At 66.5% G+C, this 21306-nt stretch carries 19 protein-coding genes; 10 read left to right on the top strand and 9 right to left on the bottom strand.

Going from position 1 to position 21306, the window contains the following annotated elements; translation table 11 throughout:
* The first annotated feature begins 3 nt into the window (after window positions 1-3).
* The 4 genes from KVT32_RS08975 to KVT32_RS08990 all read left to right on the top strand — a co-directional run bounded on the left by KVT32_RS08975 (window position 4) and on the right by KVT32_RS08990 (window position 4697).
* Window positions 4-504, top strand: a complete 501-nt coding sequence (locus KVT32_RS08975) for a TRAP transporter small permease (RefSeq protein ID WP_056317434.1) — start codon at window positions 4-6, stop codon at window positions 502-504.
* Window positions 497-1798 carry a TRAP transporter large permease gene (locus KVT32_RS08980; protein WP_217618054.1) on the top strand — a complete coding sequence of 434 codons (1302 nt, stop codon included), beginning with the start codon at window positions 497-499 and terminating at the stop codon, window positions 1796-1798. The genes KVT32_RS08975 and KVT32_RS08980 overlap by 8 nt, the downstream gene beginning before the upstream one ends.
* A 332-nt stretch (window positions 1799-2130) precedes the next feature.
* Window positions 2131-3198 (top strand): porin, encoded by a 1068-nt coding sequence (locus KVT32_RS08985; RefSeq protein WP_217618055.1) that lies wholly within the window; start codon window positions 2131-2133, stop codon window positions 3196-3198.
* A 188-nt stretch (window positions 3199-3386) separates the two neighbouring features.
* Entirely contained in the window at window positions 3387-4697 is a 1311-nt protein-coding gene (locus tag KVT32_RS08990) for an alpha/beta hydrolase (RefSeq protein WP_217618056.1), read from the top strand.
* A 96-nt stretch (window positions 4698-4793) separates the two neighbouring features.
* Here KVT32_RS08990 and KVT32_RS08995 read toward each other — a convergent pair whose 3' ends face one another.
* The 7 genes from KVT32_RS08995 to KVT32_RS09025 form a co-directional block, all read right to left on the bottom strand.
* On the bottom strand, window positions 4794-5600 hold the full coding sequence (locus KVT32_RS08995) for a putative hydro-lyase (RefSeq protein ID WP_056317425.1): 807 nt from the start codon (window positions 5598-5600) through the stop codon (window positions 4794-4796).
* A 29-nt stretch (window positions 5601-5629) separates the two neighbouring features.
* The gene (locus tag KVT32_RS09000) at window positions 5630-6979 is read right to left on the bottom strand and encodes an amidase (protein WP_217618071.1); all 1350 of its coding nucleotides are present in this window, start codon (window positions 6977-6979) and stop codon (window positions 5630-5632) included.
* Between the two features lie 90 nt (window positions 6980-7069).
* Window positions 7070-7753 carry a DUF2848 domain-containing protein gene (locus tag KVT32_RS09005; RefSeq protein WP_056317422.1) on the bottom strand — a complete coding sequence of 228 codons (684 nt, stop codon included), beginning with the start codon at window positions 7751-7753 and terminating at the stop codon, window positions 7070-7072.
* 68 nt (window positions 7754-7821) lie between these two features.
* A complete protein-coding gene (locus KVT32_RS09010) occupies window positions 7822-9105 on the bottom strand; it encodes a TRAP transporter large permease (RefSeq protein WP_217618057.1) in 1284 nt (427 codons plus the stop codon).
* Window positions 9102-9722, bottom strand: a complete 621-nt coding sequence (locus tag KVT32_RS09015) for a TRAP transporter small permease subunit (protein ID WP_217618058.1) — start codon at window positions 9720-9722, stop codon at window positions 9102-9104. The genes KVT32_RS09010 and KVT32_RS09015 overlap by 4 nt, the downstream gene beginning before the upstream one ends.
* Before the next feature lie 130 nt (window positions 9723-9852).
* Window positions 9853-10899, bottom strand: coding sequence for a TRAP transporter substrate-binding protein (locus KVT32_RS09020; protein ID WP_062841164.1), 1047 nt, complete (start codon window positions 10897-10899; stop codon window positions 9853-9855).
* Window positions 10900-11243: 344 nt separating this feature from the next.
* Window positions 11244-12131: a LysR family transcriptional regulator gene (locus KVT32_RS09025; RefSeq protein ID WP_056317412.1), complete on the bottom strand. Its 888-nt coding sequence runs from the start codon at window positions 12129-12131 to the stop codon at window positions 11244-11246.
* Between the two features lie 93 nt (window positions 12132-12224).
* Here KVT32_RS09025 and KVT32_RS09030 point away from each other — a divergent pair, with 93 nt between their 5' ends.
* Together KVT32_RS09030 and fabV are read left to right on the top strand one after the other, a co-directional pair.
* Window positions 12225-13199 carry a DMT family transporter gene (locus KVT32_RS09030; RefSeq protein ID WP_152384352.1) on the top strand — a complete coding sequence of 325 codons (975 nt, stop codon included), beginning with the start codon at window positions 12225-12227 and terminating at the stop codon, window positions 13197-13199.
* Between the two features lie 106 nt (window positions 13200-13305).
* Entirely contained in the window at window positions 13306-14496 is a 1191-nt protein-coding gene (gene fabV, locus KVT32_RS09035; RefSeq protein ID WP_062841166.1) for an enoyl-ACP reductase FabV, read from the top strand.
* Between the two features lie 4 nt (window positions 14497-14500).
* Here fabV and KVT32_RS09040 read toward each other — a convergent pair whose 3' ends face one another.
* Entirely contained in the window at window positions 14501-15178 is a 678-nt protein-coding gene (locus KVT32_RS09040; protein ID WP_152384351.1) for an ABC transporter ATP-binding protein, read from the bottom strand.
* Here KVT32_RS09040 and KVT32_RS09045 point away from each other — a divergent pair.
* Complete coding sequence (locus tag KVT32_RS09045) at window positions 15177-15824, top strand: arylesterase (RefSeq protein ID WP_056317400.1); 648 nt, start codon at window positions 15177-15179, stop codon at window positions 15822-15824. The two genes, KVT32_RS09040 and KVT32_RS09045, sit on opposite strands and share 2 nt — an antisense overlap.
* A 16-nt stretch (window positions 15825-15840) precedes the next feature.
* On the opposite strand, the gene KVT32_RS09050 is transcribed toward KVT32_RS09045, so the two are convergent.
* Window positions 15841-17805: a SurA N-terminal domain-containing protein gene (locus tag KVT32_RS09050; RefSeq protein WP_056317398.1), complete on the bottom strand. Its 1965-nt coding sequence runs from the start codon at window positions 17803-17805 to the stop codon at window positions 15841-15843.
* A gap of 349 nt (window positions 17806-18154) precedes the next feature.
* On the opposite strand from KVT32_RS09050, the gene KVT32_RS09055 reads away from it, so the two are divergent.
* The 3 genes from KVT32_RS09055 to KVT32_RS09065 all read left to right on the top strand — a co-directional run bounded on the left by KVT32_RS09055 (window position 18155) and on the right by KVT32_RS09065 (window position 21163).
* Window positions 18155-19447: a M20/M25/M40 family metallo-hydrolase gene (locus KVT32_RS09055; protein ID WP_217618059.1), complete on the top strand. Its 1293-nt coding sequence runs from the start codon at window positions 18155-18157 to the stop codon at window positions 19445-19447.
* Between the two features lie 62 nt (window positions 19448-19509).
* Window positions 19510-20259 carry a glycerophosphodiester phosphodiesterase gene (ugpQ, locus tag KVT32_RS09060; RefSeq protein WP_175155415.1) on the top strand — a complete coding sequence of 250 codons (750 nt, stop codon included), beginning with the start codon at window positions 19510-19512 and terminating at the stop codon, window positions 20257-20259.
* Window positions 20260-20272: 13 nt separating this feature from the next.
* Window positions 20273-21163, top strand: coding sequence for a 23S rRNA (adenine(2030)-N(6))-methyltransferase RlmJ (locus tag KVT32_RS09065; protein ID WP_063954896.1), 891 nt, complete (start codon window positions 20273-20275; stop codon window positions 21161-21163).
* Window positions 21164-21306: the final 143 nt, after the last annotated feature.

Here is a 21306-nt window from a genome sequence, read left to right on the forward strand (position 1 = left end):
GCCATGCGCCGTTTTCTAGATAACCTGTACGGCGCGGCCGGCCTTCTGGCCGGCCTGTGCACGATAGGTGTACTCGTCTCGGTGCTGGCGGCGATCATCGCCCGCCAGCTCAGCTTCAACATTCCCGGCACTGACGCCTATGCCGGCTACTTCATGGCCGCCGCGGGCTTTCTTGCGCTGGCCAGCACGTTCAAGCACGGCGAGCACATCCGTGTGACGCTGCTGCTCAATTCGCTGAATCCCGCTGGCAGCCGCCGGCTGGACATCTTCGCCCTGGCCGTGGGTTGCCTGCTGGCCGCCGCCTTCGCCTTCTTCAGCGTCAAGCTCACCTACGACTCCTGGCTGTTCAACGACATTTCCACGTCGAACGACGCCACGCCGCTCTGGATCCCGCAAACGACCATGGCCGTGGGCACGATCCTGTTCTTCATCGCACTCGTCGACGAACTGGTCCGCCGTTCGCGCGGCGTCGCCGCCGCAACCTCGCAGCAAACCCATGAATGAACTTCTCGTCATCACCTTATTGGTCGTCTCGATCTTCGTCCTGCTCGGCTGCGGGGTCTGGGTCGGCCTGACCCTGGCGGGCACCGCCTGGATCGGCATGGAGATCTTCTCCAGCCGCCCGGCGGGCGACGCCATGGCCGTCACGATCTGGGGCGCCTCGTCCAGCTGGACGCTGACCGCCCTGCCGCTCTTTCTGTGGATGGGCGAAATCCTGTTCCGCACGCGGCTTTCCGAAGACCTGTTCAAAGGCCTTGCCCCCTGGCTGAACCGGCTGCCCGGACGCCTCTTGCACACGAACGTGATCGGCTGCGCCATCTTCGCGGCCGTGTCGGGTTCGTCGGCCGCGACGTGCGCGACGGTCGGCAAGATGACCATTCCCGAGCTGACGCGCCGCGGCTACCCCGAGGAAAAGATTCTCGGCACGCTGTCAGGCGCCGGCACGCTCGGTCTGCTGATCCCGCCCTCGATCATCATGATCGTGTACGGCGTGGCGGCGGACGTGTCCATCGCCAAGCTGTTCATTGCTGGCATCCTTCCGGGCATCCTGCTTGCGCTGCTGTTCAGCGGCTACATCGCCTGGTGGGCCATCCGCAATCCCGGTCAAGTGCCGGCGGCGGATCCCGGCCTGAGCTTCATGGAGAAGCTATCGCGCTCGCGCCATCTTATTCCCGTGCTGCTCCTGATCGGCGCGGTCCTGGGATCGATCTACACCGGTATCGCCACCGCCACGGAAGCGGCGGCCGTGGGTGTGGTGGGCGCGCTGATCCTGTCGGCGTTGCAGGGGTCATTGAACGGATCCACCTTCAAGCAGTCGCTGCTTGGCGCCACGCGCCTGTACTGCATGATCGCCCTGATCCTGGCGGGCGCGCAGTTCCTCACGCTGGCGATGGGCTACATCGGCCTGCCTCGGGCGCTGGCGGAATGGATTGGCGGACTTGGCCTGTCGCAGTTCGGCCTCGTCATGGCGCTGATGGTGTTCTTCGTCATCCTGGGCTGCTTCCTGGACGGCATCTCGATCGTGGTGCTGACCATGGGCGTGCTGCTGCCGACGGTGCAAGCCGCCGGCATCGACCTGATCTGGTTCGGCATTTTCATCGTGTTCGTGGTGGAAATGGCCCAGATCACGCCGCCGGTGGGGTTCAACCTGTTCGTGCTGTCCGGCATGAGCGGGCGTGAACTGCCCTACATCGCGCGCGCCTCGCTGCCGATGTTCTTCCTCATGATCCTGGCCGTGCTGCTGCTTTATGTGGCCCCCGGCATCGCCACCTGGTTGCCGCTGCACATGACGCTGTAACGTCGCGCCAACGCCACAGAAACCCCGTTCCGCGAACGGGGTTTTTCTTTTCCGTCCGTCCGTTATTCAGGCGGTGCGCGCTTGCCGGACTGTAAACCCGGGAAAACGCCGAATCTTTTCGATATTCCGCGCACGGCAACTTACTTAGAATCCCCAGGCGTTCCTGTGCGGCACCGGCAGGACGCACCACTGCAACGCTGGCTGCTGCTCCGGACCCGCGCCCATTCACGGCGGCGGTGCAGTGGCCAGGCGTCCGGCAAATCGCCGGGCGCGGCAAGCCTCGCCACAAGCGCGGCGCAACCATAAATCAGCTACACCTGGAGGAGTCCAACATGAAACGCATCACCCTCTCGCTGGCGGCAGCCGGCCTGGGCCTGGCCGCCGCGGCCAACGCTGAAACCAGCGTCACCCTGTACGGCATCGCCGACGTCAGCATCCGCTACCTGAGCACCAGTTCCGGCGCCGTTGGGCAAGACGGCAGCCGCATCAGCATGGAAAACGGCGCCATCTCCAACAGCCGTTGGGGCCTGCGCGGTTCGGAAGACCTGGGCAATGGCAACCGCGCCTTCTTCCGCCTGGAGAACGGCATCAATCTGCAGAACGGCAATGGTTCCGATCCGTCCAAGGCGTTCAGCCGCCTGGCGTACGTTGGCCTGGACGGCGGCAGCATCGGCACGCTGACGCTGGGCTTGCAGAACACGCCCATGTTCGACCTGCTGGCCGACTACTTCGACCCGCTGACCGTCGGCAACTACGAGCAAAACGCCTGGCTGCCCGCCGCCATGTCGCGCGTGCGCACCAACAACATGACCAAGTACGCCAACACGTTCGGCAACCTGTCCGTCGTGGCGTCGTGGGCCAACGGCGAAGACTGGGGCGACCGCAAGGCCGGCCAGCAGTACGGCGCCAGCCTGCGTTACACGATCGGCCAGCTCGGCCTGGGCGCGGCCTGGCAGCAAACCTACGCCGCCACCGATTCCGACGAACGCCAGCGCGCCTGGAACCTGAACGCGTCCTACCAATTCGAATCGGCCAAGGTCTTCGCGGGCTACTTCAACGGCCGCGACGAAACCGGCTGGGTCAATGGCGTCATGGGCGGCACCACCACCGCCAGCCTGGACCGCAAGGACAACGGCTACTTCGCCGGCGTGACCTGGCAAGCCACCCCGCGCTGGGCCATCACCGGCGCGGCCTACTACGACCGCAGCGAGAACGTGGTCGTGGAAGGCGACAAGGGCAAACGCTACGCGCTGGTCGCCGTCGCCGAATACTCGCTGTCCAAGCGGTCCCAACTGTACGGCACCGTCGACTGGAACAAGGTCAGCGACGCCGCCAGCGGCGAAATCGCTGGCAAGAGCAACCAGCTTGGCGCAGCGGTGGGGTTCAGGCACATCTTCTAACCCCCGACGTGTCTGACACCCATGTAACGCCGTCTTCCAAGGGTGTCAGACACCCCCCTCCCCCTTGATCGCCGCCTGGACCACGGCGACAATCCCACGCGTGCCTTGCCGTTTTCCGTGGAATGTCCCGGGCCCCGCGCGTTCATCCCCCGCGGCGCCGCTTCCTCACCATGAACCGGGCCCGCCGTATGAGTCTTCTCGATGCCTGCGCGCTTGTCACGCTTGTCCCGCTTGACCGCCTGCGGCGGACGGCATGGACGGCCATGGCGGTGACGGTCAGCGTGCTGCTGGCGGCCTGTTCATCGCCGGTGCAGCTGATGCCCACGCCGGTCAAATTCACGACCGGCCAGGTCGATCCCTTCGCGCACAAGGCCGCGGCCGACACCACCGCCATCCCCCTGCTGTACGCCACCAACCGCGCCGTCTTTCTCGAATCGCGCCAACCCTTTTATTCGATCTTTCCGAGCGACACGCTGCGCCTGGGCGTGGCCAAGGTGCAGATCGGCGACGGCACATTGGACTGGGATCAGTTGCGCCAATTGTCCACCTCGGACAGCCAGCGCGGCCGGCCCGTGCTCAGCCTGGAGCGCATGGAAGAGCTGGTTGCGCTAGGCCCGCAAACTGACGCGGAAAGCTCGCCCGAAGCGCAGGCTTACTTCGCGCTCATCAACGACGCCCTGGCGGTCAGCCGGCACCGCGACCTGATCATCTACGTGCATGGCTTCAACAACGCCGTATGGCGCGGCACCGCGCAGGCCGCGCAGTTCCATCACTTCACGGGACGGCAGGCCGTGGTGCTGGTGTTTCTGTGGCCGTCGGCGGCCAGCCTGCTCGCCTATGCCACGGACGTGCGCGCGGCGCGCGAATCCGTGCCCGCATTCGCGCGTCTGATCGCGCTGCTTGCGCGCAACACGAACGCCGAGCACATCAACGTGCTTGCCTTCAGCGCCGGTGCGCGCATTGCCAGTGAAGGACTCGCGACGCTGGCCCAGCCGAAGCACGGCGAGACACGCGAGGCGCTGCGGGCACGCTTGCGGCTGGGGCAGATCTATTTCGCGGCCCCGGACGAAGACACGTACCGCTTCGTCACCGACCTGCGCCAATACATCGACCTGACCGAACGCGTCAGCCTGGGCGCCAACCTGGACGACCGCGCCCTGCGCTTTGCGGCGCGCCACCAGCGCGCGTCCCGCGCGGGCCGGCCCAGCGCCGACGACCTGACCAATGAGCAGGTCGCCTTCATCAACGCCGCCTCGCAGCAGTTGAACTTCGACATGATCTGGGTGGATCCCCGGGCCATTCCGGACCTGAACCGCCGCGCGCACAGTTTCTGGTTCGGCAACGCCTGGGTCAGCAGCGACGTGCTGATGCAGTTCCTGTGGCACAAGGCCCCGGCCGAACGCGGCCTGCAAGAGGGCTATACGCAGGAAGGAATGCGATTCTGGACGTTTCCGCCCGATTATGACCAGCGCGTCAAAGCCTTGATGCTCACGCGCTGAGGGGGGACGGCCGGTAGCGGAGGGCCGGTGGCGGACGACCGGAGGCGGAGGGCCGGTAGCGGAGGGCCGGTCGCAGACCCCCGCGACCGGCTCGGATCAGAACACCGCCATGCGGCTGTTGATCAGGTCGGTGACCAGCATGTGCCCGGGCGCATGCGTGATGCAGAACTCGGGGCGCACCGCCGCCACCACCGACTGCGGCGTCACGCCGCAGGCCCAGAAGACCGGCATCTCGCCCGGCCGGATCTCGACGGGATCGCCGTAATCGGGGCTGCCGATATCCGCGATGCCGATCAGCGCCGGGTCGCCGATGTGCACGGGCGCGCCATGCACCGACGGGAACCGCGACGTGACCTGAATGGCACGGATGGCGTCGGCGGCTTTCAAGGGCCGCATCGACACCACCAGCGGACCGCCGAATACGCCTGCGGGCTGCGTCGCGATGTTGGTGCGGTACATGGGCACATTGCTGCCCTGTTCGATGTGGCGCACGGGCAAGCCGTTGTCCAGCATCGCCTCTTCGAACGAGAACGAGCAGCCGATGAGAAACGACACGAGATCGTCGCGCCACAGGTCGCGCACGTCCGTCGGCTCGGCCACCAGCTCACCGTCTTTCCAGACCCGGTATCGCGGAATATCGGTGCGGATGTCAATGTCCGCGCCCAGCTCCGGCAACGCCGGGTCGCCGGGCTCGGACATGGCCAGCAAGGGGCACGGCTTGGGGTTGCGCTGGCAAAAATGCAGGAAGTCCGCCGCCAGGGCGCGCGGCAGGATCGCCAGGTTGGCCTGCACGTGTCCCGGCGCCAGATTCGCCGTGGGGCCCGTCAGGCGTCCGCTGCGGGCGTCCAGCCGCGCCTGACGCGCAAGCGCCAGGCTGGTTCTAACGTTATCTACGTCAGGCATGCATTCTCTCGTTGCGAAAAGATTGCCGGTCAGCGGCCGGCGAACAGGTCTTCCACGGACAAGCCGATGCCCAGCACACGGCGGTCCGCGCCATTGCTGGCCGCGATCATCAGGCCCACGGGCGCGGTGCCCGCTGCGTGGCAAGGCAGGGACAGCGCGCAGCCATCCAGGAAGTTGATGAGGGTGGGATTGCGCAGGATGAGACCGTTGGCAGCGTAGTAAGCCTCGTCCGATGCCTGCAGGTCCGCCACCGGCGGCGCCACGATGGGCGTCGTGGGCATGATGAGCGCGTCGTAGCCGGCGATGCGGTGGTCCACCGCCGCGACCCAGGCCTCGCGCGCATCGAGCAGCGCGATGTAATCGGCCGCCGACATGTCCTGCCCCCGCATGATGCGCGACACCACGCGCGGATCGTAACGCTTGCCCGCACGCGCGATCAGGTCCTGGTGCCAGGCCCAGGCCTCGGCGGCCGTGAAGCCGCCCTTGCTGTTGATGGAAGCCAGCTCGGCGAACTCCGGAATCTCGATCCGGTCGACCAAGGCCCCGGCCGCTTCCAGGCGTTGCACGGCCGCCGCAAAGGTGTCCGACACGTGCTTGTCCATGGCATCCAGCGCCAACGTCGTCGGGATGGCCAGGCGCAGGCCGCGCACCGGCAACGCCTGCGGCAACGGCCCTGCATCGCCCGACAGAATGGCGTCCAGCTCAGCGCAGCAACGGACGCTGGCGGCGATGGGACCGATGGAGTCCAGGTTTGCCGACAACGGCAGCACGCCTTGCATGGACACGCGCCACGCGCTGGGCTTGAACCCGGTCAGGCCGCACAGCGCGGCGGGGATGCGCACGGAACCGCCCGTGTCCGATCCGATCCCGGCAACGGCCATGCCGTCGGCAACCGACACGGCCGCCCCGGACGACGAGCCGCCCGGAATGCGGCCAGTGGCGCGGTCATACGGATTGAGCGGCGTGCCGTAGTGCGGATTGATGCCCAGGCCCGAATACGCGAACTCGGTCATGTTGGTGCGGCCGATGATGACGGCGCCGGCTGCGATCAGACGCTGCACGACCTCGGCGCTCTCTTCGGCGGCGGGCTCGTCTTCGCGCGCCACGGAACCGGCCATCGTGGTTTCGCCCTGGACGTCGAACAGGTCCTTGATGCTAATGGGCAGCCCCTCGATTGCGGACCGCACGATGCCGGCCGCGCGCAGCGTGTCGGACGCGCGCGCCTGCGCCAGCGCGGACTCGGCATAAAGCTTGGTGAACGCGCGGGCGCCCTCGCCCGCCGGATCCTGCGCGCGCGCCAGTGCGGCTTCGGTCAACGCGACGGAGGTGCTGCGGCCCTCGCGCAGGGCCGTGGTCAGATCATTCAAGGTCGAAACCATCATTGTCCTAATGCCGCCTGGCGGCGAAAGTGTTCGGACGGGCGCCTTCGCAGGGAATGCGCCCGGGTTCAATGCCCGGCAAGCTGGCGATCAGGCCACCACGGGCAGCGACTCGACATGATAGCGGTGGCGCAGCGTGCGGTTCAGGCGCGGATCGTGCAGCTCCATCGTGAAGTCGGCGGCCGGGCGGATGCCGCCAATGGCAGCGACGGTGCCGCAGGTCATGCCCGCGCCTTCCGGCAGGACGGCGCCGCCGCCCGTGTAGCCGGCAATCAGATCCTGAGGCGTGCGCAGGGTGGACAGCGGGCCTTCCTGGTACAGCACCTGCTCGCCGTTTTCCACGATGTAGGCACGGATGATGAGTTCGTCCCAGTGCCCTGCCACGTCCGCCAGCCGCCAGGCTTGCGCGCCCACAGGCTTGACGCAGACCTGCTTGGACATCGCGACGCTGACGGTCTCGAGCTTGCGGTCGGTGTGGTCGGACGCGATGCTGACGTACATCTCGCCATCGACCGCGAACACAAAGGTCTCGACTTCGCCCGACGATTCCTCGCCCAGCGCCTGCACGTTGGATGCCTGCGTGAGCTGGTTTTCCGCGATGCGGTAGTACAGCGGGACGCTGCTGGGCCGCGGCACGCCGATGGCGGCCAGCTCTTCGATGTGATGCTCGATGGCGGCCATGTCGCGACCGGCCCAACCGGCCACGATCACGCTGTTGAAGGTCACTTCCACCTGGCGGGGATTGGCGTCGTCGATCTGGAATACGGCTTTCATATCAGTCCTGCGAATAAGGGGGATGGAGAATGGCGCGGCCGCGGGGCCGCGCCGGTATCAAGGGCGCATCAACCGAAGGCGCGCGGCAGCCACAGGGCGATGTCCGGCCAGAAGGCCAGCAGCGCCAGCATCACGAACATGGCGGCCACGAACGGCAAGCTGCCGACAATGACCGCGCTCATGGCGCCGCTCTTGCGCAGGCTTTGCACCACGAACAGGTTCAACCCGACGGGCGGCGTGATGAGCGCGGCCTCAACCAGGATGATGATCACGATGCCGAGCCAGATCGGGTCGTAACCCAGCGCGATCATGATGGGCGCCACGATGGGGATGGTCGTGATCATCATGGACAGCGTTTCCATGAAGCAGCCCAGCACCAGGTAGAAGATCACCACGATCAGCAGCATCCAGCCGGGCGACAGGCCCAGTCCGGTGATGGACTTGGTCAGCGCGTCGGTCAAACCGGTGGCGGACATGATGAAGTTCAGGAAGCTGGCGGCGATGACGATCAGCATGATCATCGCGGTGGACCGCATCGTGCCTTCCAGCACCTCGCGCAGCATCGACCACGTCAGGCGGCGGAACCACGCCGCCAGGATGAAGGCGCCCAGCACGCCCAGCGCGGCCGCCTCGGTTGGCGTCGCCAGGCCGGCGTAGATCGATCCGACCACCAGGAAGAAGATGCCGAGCGGCGGGGCCAGGTGCACCAGGCTGGCGATGCGTTCGCCCCAAGTCGCGCGGATTTTCTTGCCGCCCCACGAGGGCTTGGCCACGCAGGCGATCACGACCGTCAGCATGAAGAGCGCCGCCATGGCGAAGCCCGGAATGATGCCGGCCAGGTACAGCTTGGGCACCGACGAATTGGTCAGCACGCCATAGATCACCAGGTTGATCGACGGCGGGATCAGGATGCCCAGGGTGCCGCCCGCGGCAAGGCTGCCCAGGAACAGCGGCTCGTTGTAGCCATACTTTCGGATCTGCGGAATGGCGACGGTGCCCACGGTGGCGGCCGTTGCCACGCTGGAGCCGGAGGTCGCCGAGAACAGCGTCGAGGCGCCAATGTTGGCGTGCATCAAGCCGCCCGGCAGCCACGACAGCCACAGGCTCATCGCGCTGTACATGCGTTCGGCAAAGCCCGCGCGCAGCAGCACCTCGCCCAGCATGATGAAAAGCGGAATCGCGACCAGCAGGAACTCGTTGTTCGAACTCCACGAAATCTCGCCGATGGCCCGCGTCAGCGGCAGCATCGAAAACATCGGGTCCAGGATCAGGCCCAGCACCCCCAGGGCTGCGCCCACGGGGATCGACAGGCCGATCAGGATCAGCAGCAGTGTCAAGGCGGTGGCAATCATGCGGCTTCTCCCTTCACCATGCGCTCGCCAGCGGCGGCTTCTTCGTCAGCCTCTTCCTGCGCCGAACGCACGCCGCAGATCTGCTTGACCAGTTCGATGTCGCCCGTGACCAGCGCGGCCGACGCGCGCGCCAGCATCAGCGCGACCGTGATGCACATCCACCCCAGGCCCAGCAACCACAGGCCTTGCGGTATCCAAAGCGGCGTGGCGAGCGGCGTGTTGGCTGCCGACTTCTGGGTCCACGAGGTCACCACCACGTCGTAGGCGTAATACGTGAGGAACACCATGAAGACGGCCAGCGCCACCATGGAGATCCAGTCCAGCACCGCCGACAGGCGTACCGGCAAAAATTGGTAAAGCACGTCGACGCGCACGTTCGCGCGTTGCAGCGTGGCAAAGGCCAGCGCCCACGATGTGCTGATGGCAAAGGCGTAGCTGGACAACTCGTCCGCGCCCCCGGTCGTGAAGCCCAGGAATTTGCGGGCCAGCACGTCGAAGGAGATCAGCAGCACGCTAGCCACCGTCAGTGCGCCGCCGGCCCAGACGGCCACGCGGGAAAAGCTCTCGGCGCGCCGCAACAGGCCGCCGAGCAGGCGGAAGTGTTCGGTTTGTGTCATGAAGGGAACCTCTGGTGGCTCGACCCGGCGTCGCGGGCGGCCACCGCCGACCCGAATGCAGGGTCACGGTTGCCGCGCGCCGCACAGGCCGGAATTGGCGCCGGCCCCAAAGGCCGGCGCCTTCTGGCGCTTACTTGCTGGCGGTCAGGTTCAGCGTCTTGCCGACGGTGGCGTTCCAGTCCTTGACGCACTGCGCCGAGCAGCGGGCGGCCCACTTGGGCAGGACGGCCTCTTGCGCCACCTTCTTGAGCAGCGCCTTGTCGGCCTCGGACGGCTGCACCAGGACCATCTTGCCCTTGACCGGGAACGGGCATGCAGCCGCGCCGGTGTTGCAGTCATAGCCTTCCTGCGTCTGGCGGGCGGCGGCATCCCAGATGTTGTCGACCAGCGTCGTGATCTGGGCTTGCAGGAACGTGCGCACCTTCGGATCCAGCTTGTCCCAGGCCTTCTGGTTGACGGCGTGGATCTGCTGATTCCAGTTGATCGGCAGCGCGACCAGGTGGGTGGACACTTCGTACCACTTGGCCGAATAACCCGACAGCGAACCCGTGATGGCGCAATCGACAACCTTGTTCTGCAGCGCGGGAACGACTTCGCCGAAAGCCATCGTCACGCTCGAGCCGCCCAGCGCCTCGACGAACTCGGCCGTGGTGCGGCTGCTGGTGCGAACCTTCTTGCCCTTGATGTCCGCCAGGCCCTTGATCTCGGCATTGCAGAACAGCACTTGCGCCGGATAGGTGGAGATGCCCAGCAGCTTGACGTTGTTGCCTTCGCCGTAAAGCTTGGCGTAAACGGGTTCGAAAGCCTGGGTGACGGCGCGAGCGGTCTTGACGTCGGGCGCCAGGCCAGCCAGGTCGATGGCCTCGTTGATCGGATTGTCGCTGGCAAAGTAAGACAGCGTGGCGGTGCCGAATTCGATCACGCCCTGCGACATCAGGCGCAGCAGCTCGGGCCCCTTCAAGCCCATTTCATTGAAGCCCTTGATCTCCGCCGTGACCTGCCCCTTGGACTGCTCGGGAATGGTCTTGGTCCAGAACGGCTTTTCGTAGTCGTTGTAGGCGGTGAGGTTCGACAGGCCACCCACGATCTTCAGATGGGTCTTGGGCAGGTCCTGGGCCTGGACGGCGCCGGCCAGCAAGCTGGCGGCGACGGCGGCAAAAACAAGAGACTTCTTCATGGAAAAACTCCTGGCTGGCGGGATCGTCTGTCGCGCGCGGGATCCCGTTGTCCTGGTCGCGCGCCGGTAGGAATCGGTGGTCAAGGATGGGTATATCCAGGCCCTACGTCGTTATGAGCGCCATTGCATCGCCAGGGGCGGCAAGCGTCCAATCGTATGTTCCGATGTGGGGGTATAAATTTTTCTTGGGTCTCGCGGCGCCAAGCAACGCCATTCGCCGCAAACGACGTATTGGCGCGGCCTTGCGGCCATCGACGGGGTGCGAAACAGGGCCTGGCGGGCACGCCCCAGAGCAGCCCGCAACGCCGCTGGCTCGGGAAAACACCTACGGCTGTTTTGCCCGCTCAGGCCTGCGCGGCGACCTTTTGCGCCATCTGCGCAATGACGCGCACGGCATGACTGTCGGGGCCCTGCACCCATGTGGCGGTAAAGCTCAGCTCAGGCAGCGGGTCGGCCTGCACCTGCAGAATCCGCAATTCGCCGCGGGCCAGCTCCTTGCCCAGGAACACGGGCGCGATGACGCTGGTGCCGATCGCGTCCTGCGTCATGCGGACCACCATGGACATTGAAGCGCTGCCGTACATGCGCGGCGAGGTCACGCCGGCCCGGGTCAGCATGTCGCGCACCACGCGGTAAGGCGAACTGTTGGAGGGATACGTGATGATCGGCAGCTTGCCGATCGTGGCCAGCGTCAAGGGCTCCGGCCCCAGATCCAGCAGCGGGCTGGCCACCCACGCCAGCGGGTACGTGCAGAGCGGCAGGTTCTCCACGCGCGCCTCCAGCACCGGCCCCATCAAGAAGGCCAGATCGATCTGGCGCGACATCAGGTGCGAACGCAGCACGTGCGTCGTGTCCACTTCGATCTCCAGCACCAGTGCCGGATAGGTCGCATGGATCAGTTCGATGAGCGCGGGCAGCCAGGTCTGCACAATGGTTTCGGCGACACCGATGCGCACGGTGCCGGACATGACGTTCTGCTCGCGCGCAGCCTCGAACATGTCGCGCCGCACCTGCAGCATGCGTTCGGCATGCGACAGGAGTTCGTGCCCCTTGGCGGTCAGCTTGACCCCGCGCGCGTCGCGCTCGAACAGCTTGACGCCCAGGTCCGCCTCGAGCGAAGCAATGCGCTGCGAGACGGCGGGCTGCGTGGTGTTGAGCTTGTCCGATGCGGCCCGAAAGCTGCCCAGTGTGGCGACCCAAAAAAAAGTTTCGACGTTGCGTAGTTCTATCATTGGCCTTTTCCCCCGGCGGGATGAGCGTATCATGTCAGCCGCTCATCGCCCCAAAGGCGCCATGCCCTGTGTACGCTGAAAGGAGTACCCGCCATGTCCCCGGCCGATAACGGTCGCCCGCGCTCCGGCGCGTCCACCGCACGCGGCCCGATGATCGGCGTGCTGCTGCTCGTGCTGTCGATGTGGACCCTGTCGTGCCTGGACGCGAGCGGAAAATGGGTCATGAACGCGGGCGTGCCCTTGCTGGTGCTGTCGTGGGTCCGCTATGCCATCCACCTGGTGCTCGTCCTGGCGTTGGTGCTTCCCGCGCGCGGTATGCGGGTGTTGCGCAGCACCAAGCCGCGAGAACAGCTCATCCGCGGCGGCTCGATGTTCCTGGCCACGCTGATGTTTTTCACGACGCTCAGCTACATCCCCCAGGCCGAAGCCACCTCGATCAATTTCCTGGCGCCCCTGCTCGTGCTGTCGCTGGCGCCCTGGATCCTGAAGGAACCGGCGCGCATGTCGCGCTTCGTCGCCGCAGGCATCGCCTTCGTCGGCGTCCTGATCGTCATCCGCCCCGGCGGCGGCCTGCACCCGGTGGGCACGATCTTCGGCCTGCTGACCGCCTGTTGCTTTACCGCGCAATTCATCGCCACGCGCCGCGTGGCCGGCGACGATCCGTTCACCTCGCTGATCTGGAGCGGCGCCGTCGGCACGATCTGCCTGACGCTCGCCCTGCCCTTCATCCTTCCGCCCGCACTGCCCGTGCTCCAGGCCTTGTCGGCGTTCGACTGGATGGTGCTGATCTCGACCGGCATTACAGGCTGCGTGGGCCACCTGTTCCAGATTGCCGCTTACCGCCGCGCCCCGGCCTCCACGCTGGCGCCATTCATCTACCTGCAGATCATCAGCGCCACGTCGGTCGGCTGGCTGGTGTGGGGGCATTTTCCCGACCCGCTCACCTGGCTGGGCATTGCGATCATCTGCGCCAGCGGCGTGGGCATCGGCATGATCGAATGGCGGCGCAGCCGCGCGCTGGGCGCCGCGCTGGCCCAGGCGGCCGCCGGCACGACGGCCCGGCGCTGAGCGGCGGCGCTGTCCCCGTCACCGGCCGGCCGCCTCCCGTACAATGCGCTTCGCCTGATGCCCGATCCGGCATCTGCCCCTGGCGTATCCCCAACAAGAGGCTCCCATGATCATCAAGCCCCGCGTGCGCGGTTTCATCTGCGTCACCACCCATCCTGCCGGCTGCGAAGCCAACGTGAAGCAACAGATCGACTACGTGAAGGCGCAAGGACCGGTGCCCGGGGGACCGAAGCGCGTGCTGGTCCTGGGCGCGTCGACGGGATACGGCCTGGCCGCGCGCATCAGCGCGGCCTTCGCCTGTGGCGCGCAGACGCTGGGCGTATTCTTTGAGCGACCGGGCGACGCCGGCAAGGCGGGCACGCCGGGCTGGTACAACAGCGCCGCGTTCCACAAGTTCGCCCAAGCCGAGGGGCTGTACGCCAAGAGCATCAACGGTGACGCGTTTTCCGATGAGATCAAGCAGCGCACCATCGACGCCATCAAGGCGGACATGGGCCAGGTCGACCAGGTCATCTACAGCCTGGCCGCGCCGCGCCGCACGCACCCGAAGACGGGGCAGGTCCACACCTCCACCCTCAAGCCCATCGGCAAGTCCGTGACCTTGCGCGGCCTGGACACCGACAAGGAACTCATCAAGGACGGCGTGCTGGAGCCGGCCTCGCAAGACGAGATTGACGCCACCGTCGCCGTGATGGGCGGGGAAGACTGGCAGATGTGGATCGATGCGCTGCTGCAAGCCGGTGTGCTGGCCGAAGGCGCCACCACCACCGCCTTCACCTATCTGGGCGAAAAGATCACGCACGACGTCTATTGGAACGGGTCCATCGGCGCGGCCAAGAAAGACCTGGACCAGCGCGTGCTGGACATCCGCGCCAAGCTGGCCGCGCGCGGCGGCGATGCCCGCGTGTCGGTGCTCAAGGCCGTGGTGACGCAGGCCAGTTCGGCGATCCCGATGATGCCGCTGTACCTGTCGCTGCTCTTTAAGGTCATGAAGGAAGACGGCACGCACGAAGGCTGCATCGAACAGGTGTACGGACTGTATCGCGACAGCCTGTGCGGCCCTTCCCCCATCCTGGACGACGAGGGCCGGTTACGCGCCGACTACAAGGAACTGGATCCCAAGGTGCAGGCGCGGGTGCAGGCGCTATGGGATCAGGTCGACACGGCCAGCCTGTATACGCTGACCGATTTTGCCGGCTACAAGCGCGACTTCCTGCGTCTGTTCGGCTTTGAAATCGACGGCGTCGATTACGACGCAGACGTCGATCCGGTGGTGCCGATCCGCGAACTGGCCTAGCGCCTCAATCAGCCGGCACCATGCGGCCGGCCGCCAGCACCAGTTGCCGCCCGCAGCGCGCCGCCAGTTGCGGGTCATGCGTGACCAGCACGAGCGTCGTGCCTTGTTCGCGGTGCAGGTCGAACATCAGGTCGATGACCGTCACGCCAGTGGCGGCATCCAGGCTGCCGGTGGGTTCGTCGGCAAACAGCAGGTCTGGCTGCACCACGAAGGCCCGGGCCAGCGACACCCGTTGCTGCTCGCCGCCCGAGAGCGTGCGCGGATAGTGGTGCAGGCGCGCGCCCAGCCCGACGCGCTCCAGCATGGCCTGCGCGGCCTCCCGCGCCGATTGGCCCGCCAGTTCAAGCGGCAGCATCACGTTTTCCAGCGCGGTCAGATTGGGCAGCAGCTGGAACGACTGGAACACGAAGCCCACATGATTGGCCCGCAGGCGCGCGCGGCCGTCCTCGTCCAAGGCAAACAGATCCTGCCCCGCAAGGTGTACGCTGCCCGAAGTGGGAACATCCAGGCCGGCCAGCAGTCCCAGCAGAGTCGACTTGCCCGAACCGGAACTGCCGGTGATGGCCACGGCACTGCCCGCGGCGACCGTAAAATCGATTCCTTCCAGGATAGAAAGCGACCCGCCGGCATCGGCCACCCGCTTGCCCAGCCCTCTCACCACGATTGAGTTATTGCTATCCATGCGCCTATTTTCCCGTCTGCTTCTCGTGACTGCCTTTGCGACCGCCGCGGCGGCGCCCGCCCACGCTCAGACCGCCGCCGCGGCCCAGGGTTCCTCGCCGCGCACCGTACTGGTGGTGGGCGACAGCCTGTCGGCCGAGTATGGCATCAAGCGCGGCACCGGCTGGGTGCCCCTGCTGTCTGAAAGGGTTTCCGAACAATACCCGAAGTTCAAGGTCGTCAATGCCAGCATCAGCGGCGACACGACCAGCGGCGGCGTGGCCCGCCTGCCCGCGCTGCTGCGCCAGCACGCCCCCGCCGTCGTCGTGCTGGAGCTGGGCGCCAATGACGCGCTGCGCGGCCTGCCCCTGAACATGACCGAACAGAACCTGCGAACGATGGCGCAGGCGGCCCGCAAGGCCGATGCCGACGTGCTGATCGTCGGGATGCAGATCCCGCCGAACTATGGCCGGGATTACGCGCAACGCTTTGCCGCGGTGTTCAGCAAGGTCGCCAAAGACGAAAACGCCCGGCTCGTGCCCTTCCTGATGGAAGGTATCGCAACGAACCGGGCGATGTTCCAGGCTGACGGCATCCATCCGAACGAGGATGCCCAGCCTCAATTGCTCGACAACGTGTGGCCGACGCTGCGGCCCCTGTTGAACTGAGCGTTGCCTGCGGCGATCAGCCCGCGGCCTGGGCCTGATCGCCACGAATGACGTCGGCGGCGGCCGGCAGCACATTCACCTTGTACTGCTCGCGCAGCATGCGGATCATGGCTTCGTTTTCGGCCTGGCCCCAGGCGCCCGACAACTGCTGCGCCAGGCGCTCCTTGTCGGCGGCTTCGGTCTGACCCGCTTCCACCTTTTCCAGGCGCACCAGCGTGTAGTCCACGCCGGACTGCACGCCCGTGAAGGCCGGCAGCGCGGCCGACGGCAGGCGCATCACGGCGTCCAGCACCGGGCGCGACAGATCCTGCGGATTCTGGCGCGACACCGTGACGGCGGGACCAAAGCCTTCCGGCGCCGCGGCAGGATTTGCCTTGTTGGCGGCCAGCGCAGCCTCGCCTGCCTTCTTGGCGGCTTCGGCCGAGCGCTCGTCCAGCAGCTTGGCGCGGATGACGTCGCTGACCTTGTCCAGCGGCGGCACGTGTGCCGGCTCGACAGCGGCGACGCGCACGGCCAGCATCGTGTCGGGGGCAAGTTCGATCACGCCGGAGTTCTGCTTTTCACGCAGCACGTCGGGCGAGAACAACACCTGGCGCACGCGCGGGTTGTCCAGCAGCGCGGCGTCCGGGCTGTCGGCAGCGGAACCCGGACCGGCCTTCGCGGCGGGCAACAGGCCTTCGCGGGTCACGCCGGAGGCGGTGCGCAGCTTAAGGCCCACGGCGTCGGCAGCCGGTTGCAGGCTGTCGCGCTGGTCGTAGACCTGCTTGTTCAGCTGGCTGGCCATCTCCGAGAAGCGTTGCGCGGCGATCTGCTTGCGGACTTCGGCGGTGATCTGGTCCTTGACCTCGGCCAGCGGCTTGATGGCGGCCGGGCTGATTTCCGTGACCTTCAGGATGTGCAGGCCAAACGGGCTTTCGACCACACCGGACACCTGATTGGCGGCAAGGCCGAAGATGGCCTTGTCCAGCGGGCCCGCCTGCGAACCCGGCGCGATCCAGCCCAGGTCGCCGCCCTTGGCGGCCGAGCCCGAATCCTGCGAATTCTTGGCGGCCAGTTCAGCGAACTTGCTGGGGTCGGCAGCGGCTTGCTTGGCAATGTCCTCGGCCTTGGCACGTGCCGCCTTGCGGGCATCTTCGGAGCCGCCGGACGGCAGTTCGATAAAGATGTGGCTGGCGCGGCGGCGCTCGGGCTGGCCAAAGCGGTTCTTGTTCTGTTCGTAGTAAGCAGCCAGGTCTTCGTCCTTGACCTGCACGCCTTGCGTGGCGGCCGCTTCGTCCAGCACCAGGTATTGGACCTGCACCTGTTCCGGCACCTGCAGCTGCTGCTTGTTGGCGTCGTACCAGGCCTGGATGTCGGCCGGGGTGACGGTGACCTGCGAACGGAAGTCGGCTGCCGAGAAATTGCGCAACTGCACCGTGCGCGTCTGCGTCAGCGCCGATTCCAGCGCGGCCACCACTTCGGCCGGCGCGCGGGCCGATTGGCCCACGGGCTCGAGCACCCGGGCGATGGCCAGGTCACGGCGCAGGCCGGCTTCGAACGAGGTCGGCGACATGCCCTGCGCGGCCAGCACCTGGCGATAGCGCTCGGGCGAGAAACGGCCGTTGTCCTGGACTTCCGGGATGGCGGCGATCGTGTTGCGCAGCGTCTCGTCGGACACCGAGAAACGGTTGTCGGCGGCCACATTGGCAAGCAGGCGCTGGTTGATGAGCTGGTTCAGCAGGCCTTCACGCAACGCGGGCGTGTCGATCACGGCCGGGTCGAACTGCGTGCCCAGGCGCTGGCGGAACTGGTCGAGCTGGTTGCGGTGTGCCTGGTCGAACTCGGCGCGGGAAATCGGCTGGCCAGCCACCGTCGCGAGCTCGGGCTCCCGGTTCATGAAGCTGTCATAGCCTTGAATCCCGACCAGGAAGAAGGAAGGCACGATCAAGATCAGCAGGATGAACTGCATCCAGCGCCGATGGCTGCGAATAAATTCGAACATGGAATCCCTGTTGCCGCGCTCCGGGATGGATGCCCGGGGCCGCACGAAAACGCATAAAAAAAGGCGAAGTGGATTCGCCCCTATTCCCATACCGGTTATTACCGGGATCAGCGGGCGGATTTTACCATTTCTCATTCATTACGGAGGCCCGCGGTTCTCCCGCCCCGCGACGGCCGTGGCGGCGGCTGTTCCGTCCCCGCCCGTCTCGCCCCCGTCAACCCGGGAAACCCCCATTACCCGCCCCGCCCGGCGCTCGTATCGTGGGCTGGGGCTGTCCCGCCAGTCGGGCCCCAATTGCCAGGCCGGCGCAAGGCCGGTCTCCCACCCGCGCGCTAAAAGGTCACTCACGATGCCGTTCATGCCTTCCCGCCTGCCTTTTCTGAAATCCTGCGTCGCCCTGGCGTTCCTGGGCTGCGCCCATGCCGCGCAGGCCGCTCCGGTCGCCGAGGTGCTGGACGCGGCCAAGGGCCAGCAGCAGGCGGTCCTCGACACGATGCGCGATCTGGTGAACATCGAGTCGGGCAGCAAGGACGTCGAGGGCGTCGAACGCATCGCCGAACTGATCCGTGACCGGCTCCAGGCGCTGGGCGGCACCGTGGAGATCATCGCGCCGACGGATGTCTTCCGGCTGGACGACACGCCTGACAAGGTCGGTCCGATGGTCCATGCCCAGTTCAAGGGCAGCGGCAGCAAGAAGATCATGCTGATCGCCCATATGGATACCGTGTACCGCAACGGCATGCTGAAGGATCAGCCCTTCCGGATCGACGGCGACAAGGCCTACGGCCTGGGCATCGCCGACGACAAGCACGGCGTGGCAGCCATCCTGCACACCATCGCCCTGCTCAAGACATTGAAATTTTCCGACTACGGCACCCTGACCGTGCTGATCAACGGGGACGAGGAGATCAGCTCGCCGGGGGCTCGCAGCACCATCACCCGTCTGGGCGCCGATCAGGATGCCGTCTTTTCGTTCGAGGGCGGCGGCATGGAGCCGCGCCTGACGCTCGCCACCAGCGGCATCGGGGCGGCGTACCTGACGGTGCAAGGCAAGACCTCGCATGCGGGCGCGCGGCCAGAGGGCGGCGTCAATGCGCTCTATGAGCTGTCCCATCAGCTGCTGCAGCTGGACGACCTGTCCAAGCGAGACGAGGGGCTGAAACTGAACTGGACGGTCGCCCAGGCTGGCACCAACCGCAACGTCATTCCCGGCCTGGCTACCGCGCAGGGCGACGCCCGCGCCCTGCGCGTGTCGGATTTCGACGCGCTGGCGCGCACGCTGGAGGAACGGGTGCAGAAAAAGCTGCTGCCCGAGTCCAAGGTCAGCGTCAAATTCGAGGTCCGCCGGCCGCCGCTGGAAGCGACGGCCGCGTCGCGCGCGCTTGCCCAGCACGGCGTGAAGATCTACCAGGAACTGGACCTGCCGCTCAAGGTGGTGGACCGGGCCAGCGGTGGCGGCACGGACGCCGCCTTTGCGGCGCTCAAGGCGCGCGGCCCCGTCATCGAGGGGATGGGGCTGAGCGGCTTCGGCGCGCATTCGAATGACGCCGAGTATGTCCTGATCGGCAGCATCGTGCCGCGCCTGTATCTGGCCACGCGCATGATCATGGACGTCTCCGAGGACAAGGCGCCGCTGAAGTAGGTGCGGGCCAAGACAAGGTATCCTTGCAACCTGTCCCAAAAGAACCCCGAAGCAGCACCGAAATGACCGCAACCCTTCCCTCCTGGCCCTACTCCCGTTACATCGCGCACCGCGGCGGCGGCCGCCTGGCCCCGGAGAACACGCTGGCCGCCATGCGCGTCGGCGCCGAAAACGGCTTCACCATGTTCGAATACGACGTGAAGCTCAGCCGCGACAACGTGCCGGTGCTGATGCACGACGACGACGTCGACCGCACCTCCAACGGCACCGGCCCCGCGGCCGCCAAGACGTTCGCCGAGCTGGCCCAGCTGGACTTCGGCAGCTGGCATTCGCCCGCCTACGCGGGCGAACCGCTGCCCACCTTTGCCGCCGTCGCGCGCTACACGCTGGCCAACGGCATTGCCAGCAACGTCGAGATCAAGCCCTGCCCGGGCCGCGAGGCCGAGACCGGCCGCGCCGTCGCCCTGGCGGCCCGCCAATGGTGGCAAGGCGCCGATACGGCGCCGCTGCTGTCCTCGTTTGCCGAGGAAGCCTTGCAAGCCGCCCTTGAGGCCGCGCCCGAACTGCCGCGCGCGCTGCTGGTGGAAAAGGTGCCGGCCGACTGGCGTGAACGGCTTGCCAAGTACCAGTGCGTCGCCCTGAACATCAACCAGAAGGACGCCACCCGCGAACTGATCGACGCCGTGCACGCCGCCGGCTACCGCATCGCGGCCTGGACCGTCAATGACCCCGAGCGCGCGCGCCTGCTGCTCGACTGGGGCATCGACGGCATTTTCACCGACGAGCTGGCCGCCATCCGGCCCGCCGCCTGAGGCAGACAGCCCCGTGTTCAGCTACCGCCACGCCTTCCACGCCGGCAACCACGCCGACGTGCTCAAGCACGCAATCCTGGTCCACACCCTGGACTACTTCAACAAGAAAGACGCTCCGTATTGGGTCGTCGACACCCACGCCGGCGCCGGCCTTTACAGTCTGGACAGCGACTGGGCCGCCAAGACGTCCGAGTTTGCGGACGGCATCGGCCGCCTGTGGGAAGCCAAGGACCTGCCGCCGCTGCTGGCCGATTACGTTGCGCGCATCCGCGACTACAACACCAACGGCCGGCTGCGCCGTTACCCGGGCTCGCCCTGGCTGGCGCTGGACGCGCTCCGTCCGTCCGACCGCCTGCGCCTGTTCGAGATGCACCCCACCGAAATCGACACGCTGGTCGGCAACCTGGAACACCAGGGCCGCGCCGCGCAGCGCCAGACCACCATCTATGGCGACGATGGCTTCGAAGGCGTCAAGGCGCTGCTGCCGCCGCCCACGCGGCGCGGCCTGGTGCTGATCGATCCCTCGTATGAAGACAAGCACGATTACCGCCGCACGCTCGTCACGGTCAAAGAGTGCATCAAGCGCTTTGCCACCGGCACGTATGCCATCTGGTATCCGCTGGTGCAACGGCGAGAAGCCAGCGAAATGGCGCGCCACTTCGAGAACCTGAAGGTCAAGAGCTGGCTGCACGCCACGCTGACGGTCAAGAAGGCAACCATCGACGGCTATGGACTGCACGGCAGCGGCATGTTCCTCATCAATCCGCCCTGGACGCTGCACGATGCGCTGAAACAGGCCATGCCGTACCTGGCCCGCGAACTGGCGCAGGACGAGCGGGCTGGCTTCACGTTGCAATACCGCGAGAACCCGTTCCCCGTTCCGAAGAAGCAATCGGACGACTGACGGGCCGCCCGCTTGCGGCGGTGCGATCGCGCAGACGGCAAAAGGGCCGCGCCTTCATGGCGCGGCCCTAATGAGATGGTCAGCCCGATCCCCACGAAGCGGTACGCTGAGTGGGGATTGTTCTTTCTGGGAGACCTCTCATG

Source organism: Achromobacter sp. GbtcB20 (assembly GCF_019091095.1).
GTDB classification, from domain to species: Bacteria; Pseudomonadota; Gammaproteobacteria; order Burkholderiales; family Burkholderiaceae_B; genus Achromobacter; species Achromobacter mucicolens.

Coding starts and splice junctions, on each gene's coding strand:
- KVT32_RS09025 (WP_056317412.1), bottom strand. CDS start 12,131: ATGATAGAACTACGCAACGTCGAAACTTTTTTTTGGGTCGCCACACTG.
- KVT32_RS09015 (WP_217618058.1), bottom strand. CDS start 9,722: ATGACACAAACCGAACACTTCCGCCTGCTCGGCGGCCTGTTGCGGCGC.
- KVT32_RS09055 (WP_217618059.1), top strand. CDS start 18,155: ATGCCGTTCATGCCTTCCCGCCTGCCTTTTCTGAAATCCTGCGTCGCC.
- KVT32_RS09000 (WP_217618071.1), bottom strand. CDS start 6,979: ATGGTTTCGACCTTGAATGATCTGACCACGGCCCTGCGCGAGGGCCGC.
- KVT32_RS09050 (WP_056317398.1), bottom strand. CDS start 17,805: ATGTTCGAATTTATTCGCAGCCATCGGCGCTGGATGCAGTTCATCCTG.
- KVT32_RS09040 (WP_152384351.1), bottom strand. CDS start 15,178: ATGGATAGCAATAACTCAATCGTGGTGAGAGGGCTGGGCAAGCGGGTG.
- KVT32_RS09020 (WP_062841164.1), bottom strand. CDS start 10,899: ATGAAGAAGTCTCTTGTTTTTGCCGCCGTCGCCGCCAGCTTGCTGGCC.
- KVT32_RS09045 (WP_056317400.1), top strand. CDS start 15,177: ATGCGCCTATTTTCCCGTCTGCTTCTCGTGACTGCCTTTGCGACCGCC.
- KVT32_RS09005 (WP_056317422.1), bottom strand. CDS start 7,753: ATGAAAGCCGTATTCCAGATCGACGACGCCAATCCCCGCCAGGTGGAA.
- KVT32_RS08975 (WP_056317434.1), top strand. CDS start 4: ATGCGCCGTTTTCTAGATAACCTGTACGGCGCGGCCGGCCTTCTGGCC.
- fabV (WP_062841166.1), top strand. CDS start 13,306: ATGATCATCAAGCCCCGCGTGCGCGGTTTCATCTGCGTCACCACCCAT.
- KVT32_RS08985 (WP_217618055.1), top strand. CDS start 2,131: ATGAAACGCATCACCCTCTCGCTGGCGGCAGCCGGCCTGGGCCTGGCC.
- ugpQ (WP_175155415.1), top strand. CDS start 19,510: ATGACCGCAACCCTTCCCTCCTGGCCCTACTCCCGTTACATCGCGCAC.
- KVT32_RS08990 (WP_217618056.1), top strand. CDS start 3,387: ATGAGTCTTCTCGATGCCTGCGCGCTTGTCACGCTTGTCCCGCTTGAC.
- KVT32_RS08995 (WP_056317425.1), bottom strand. CDS start 5,600: ATGCCTGACGTAGATAACGTTAGAACCAGCCTGGCGCTTGCGCGTCAG.
- KVT32_RS09010 (WP_217618057.1), bottom strand. CDS start 9,105: ATGATTGCCACCGCCTTGACACTGCTGCTGATCCTGATCGGCCTGTCG.
- KVT32_RS09030 (WP_152384352.1), top strand. CDS start 12,225: ATGTCCCCGGCCGATAACGGTCGCCCGCGCTCCGGCGCGTCCACCGCA.
- KVT32_RS08980 (WP_217618054.1), top strand. CDS start 497: ATGAATGAACTTCTCGTCATCACCTTATTGGTCGTCTCGATCTTCGTC.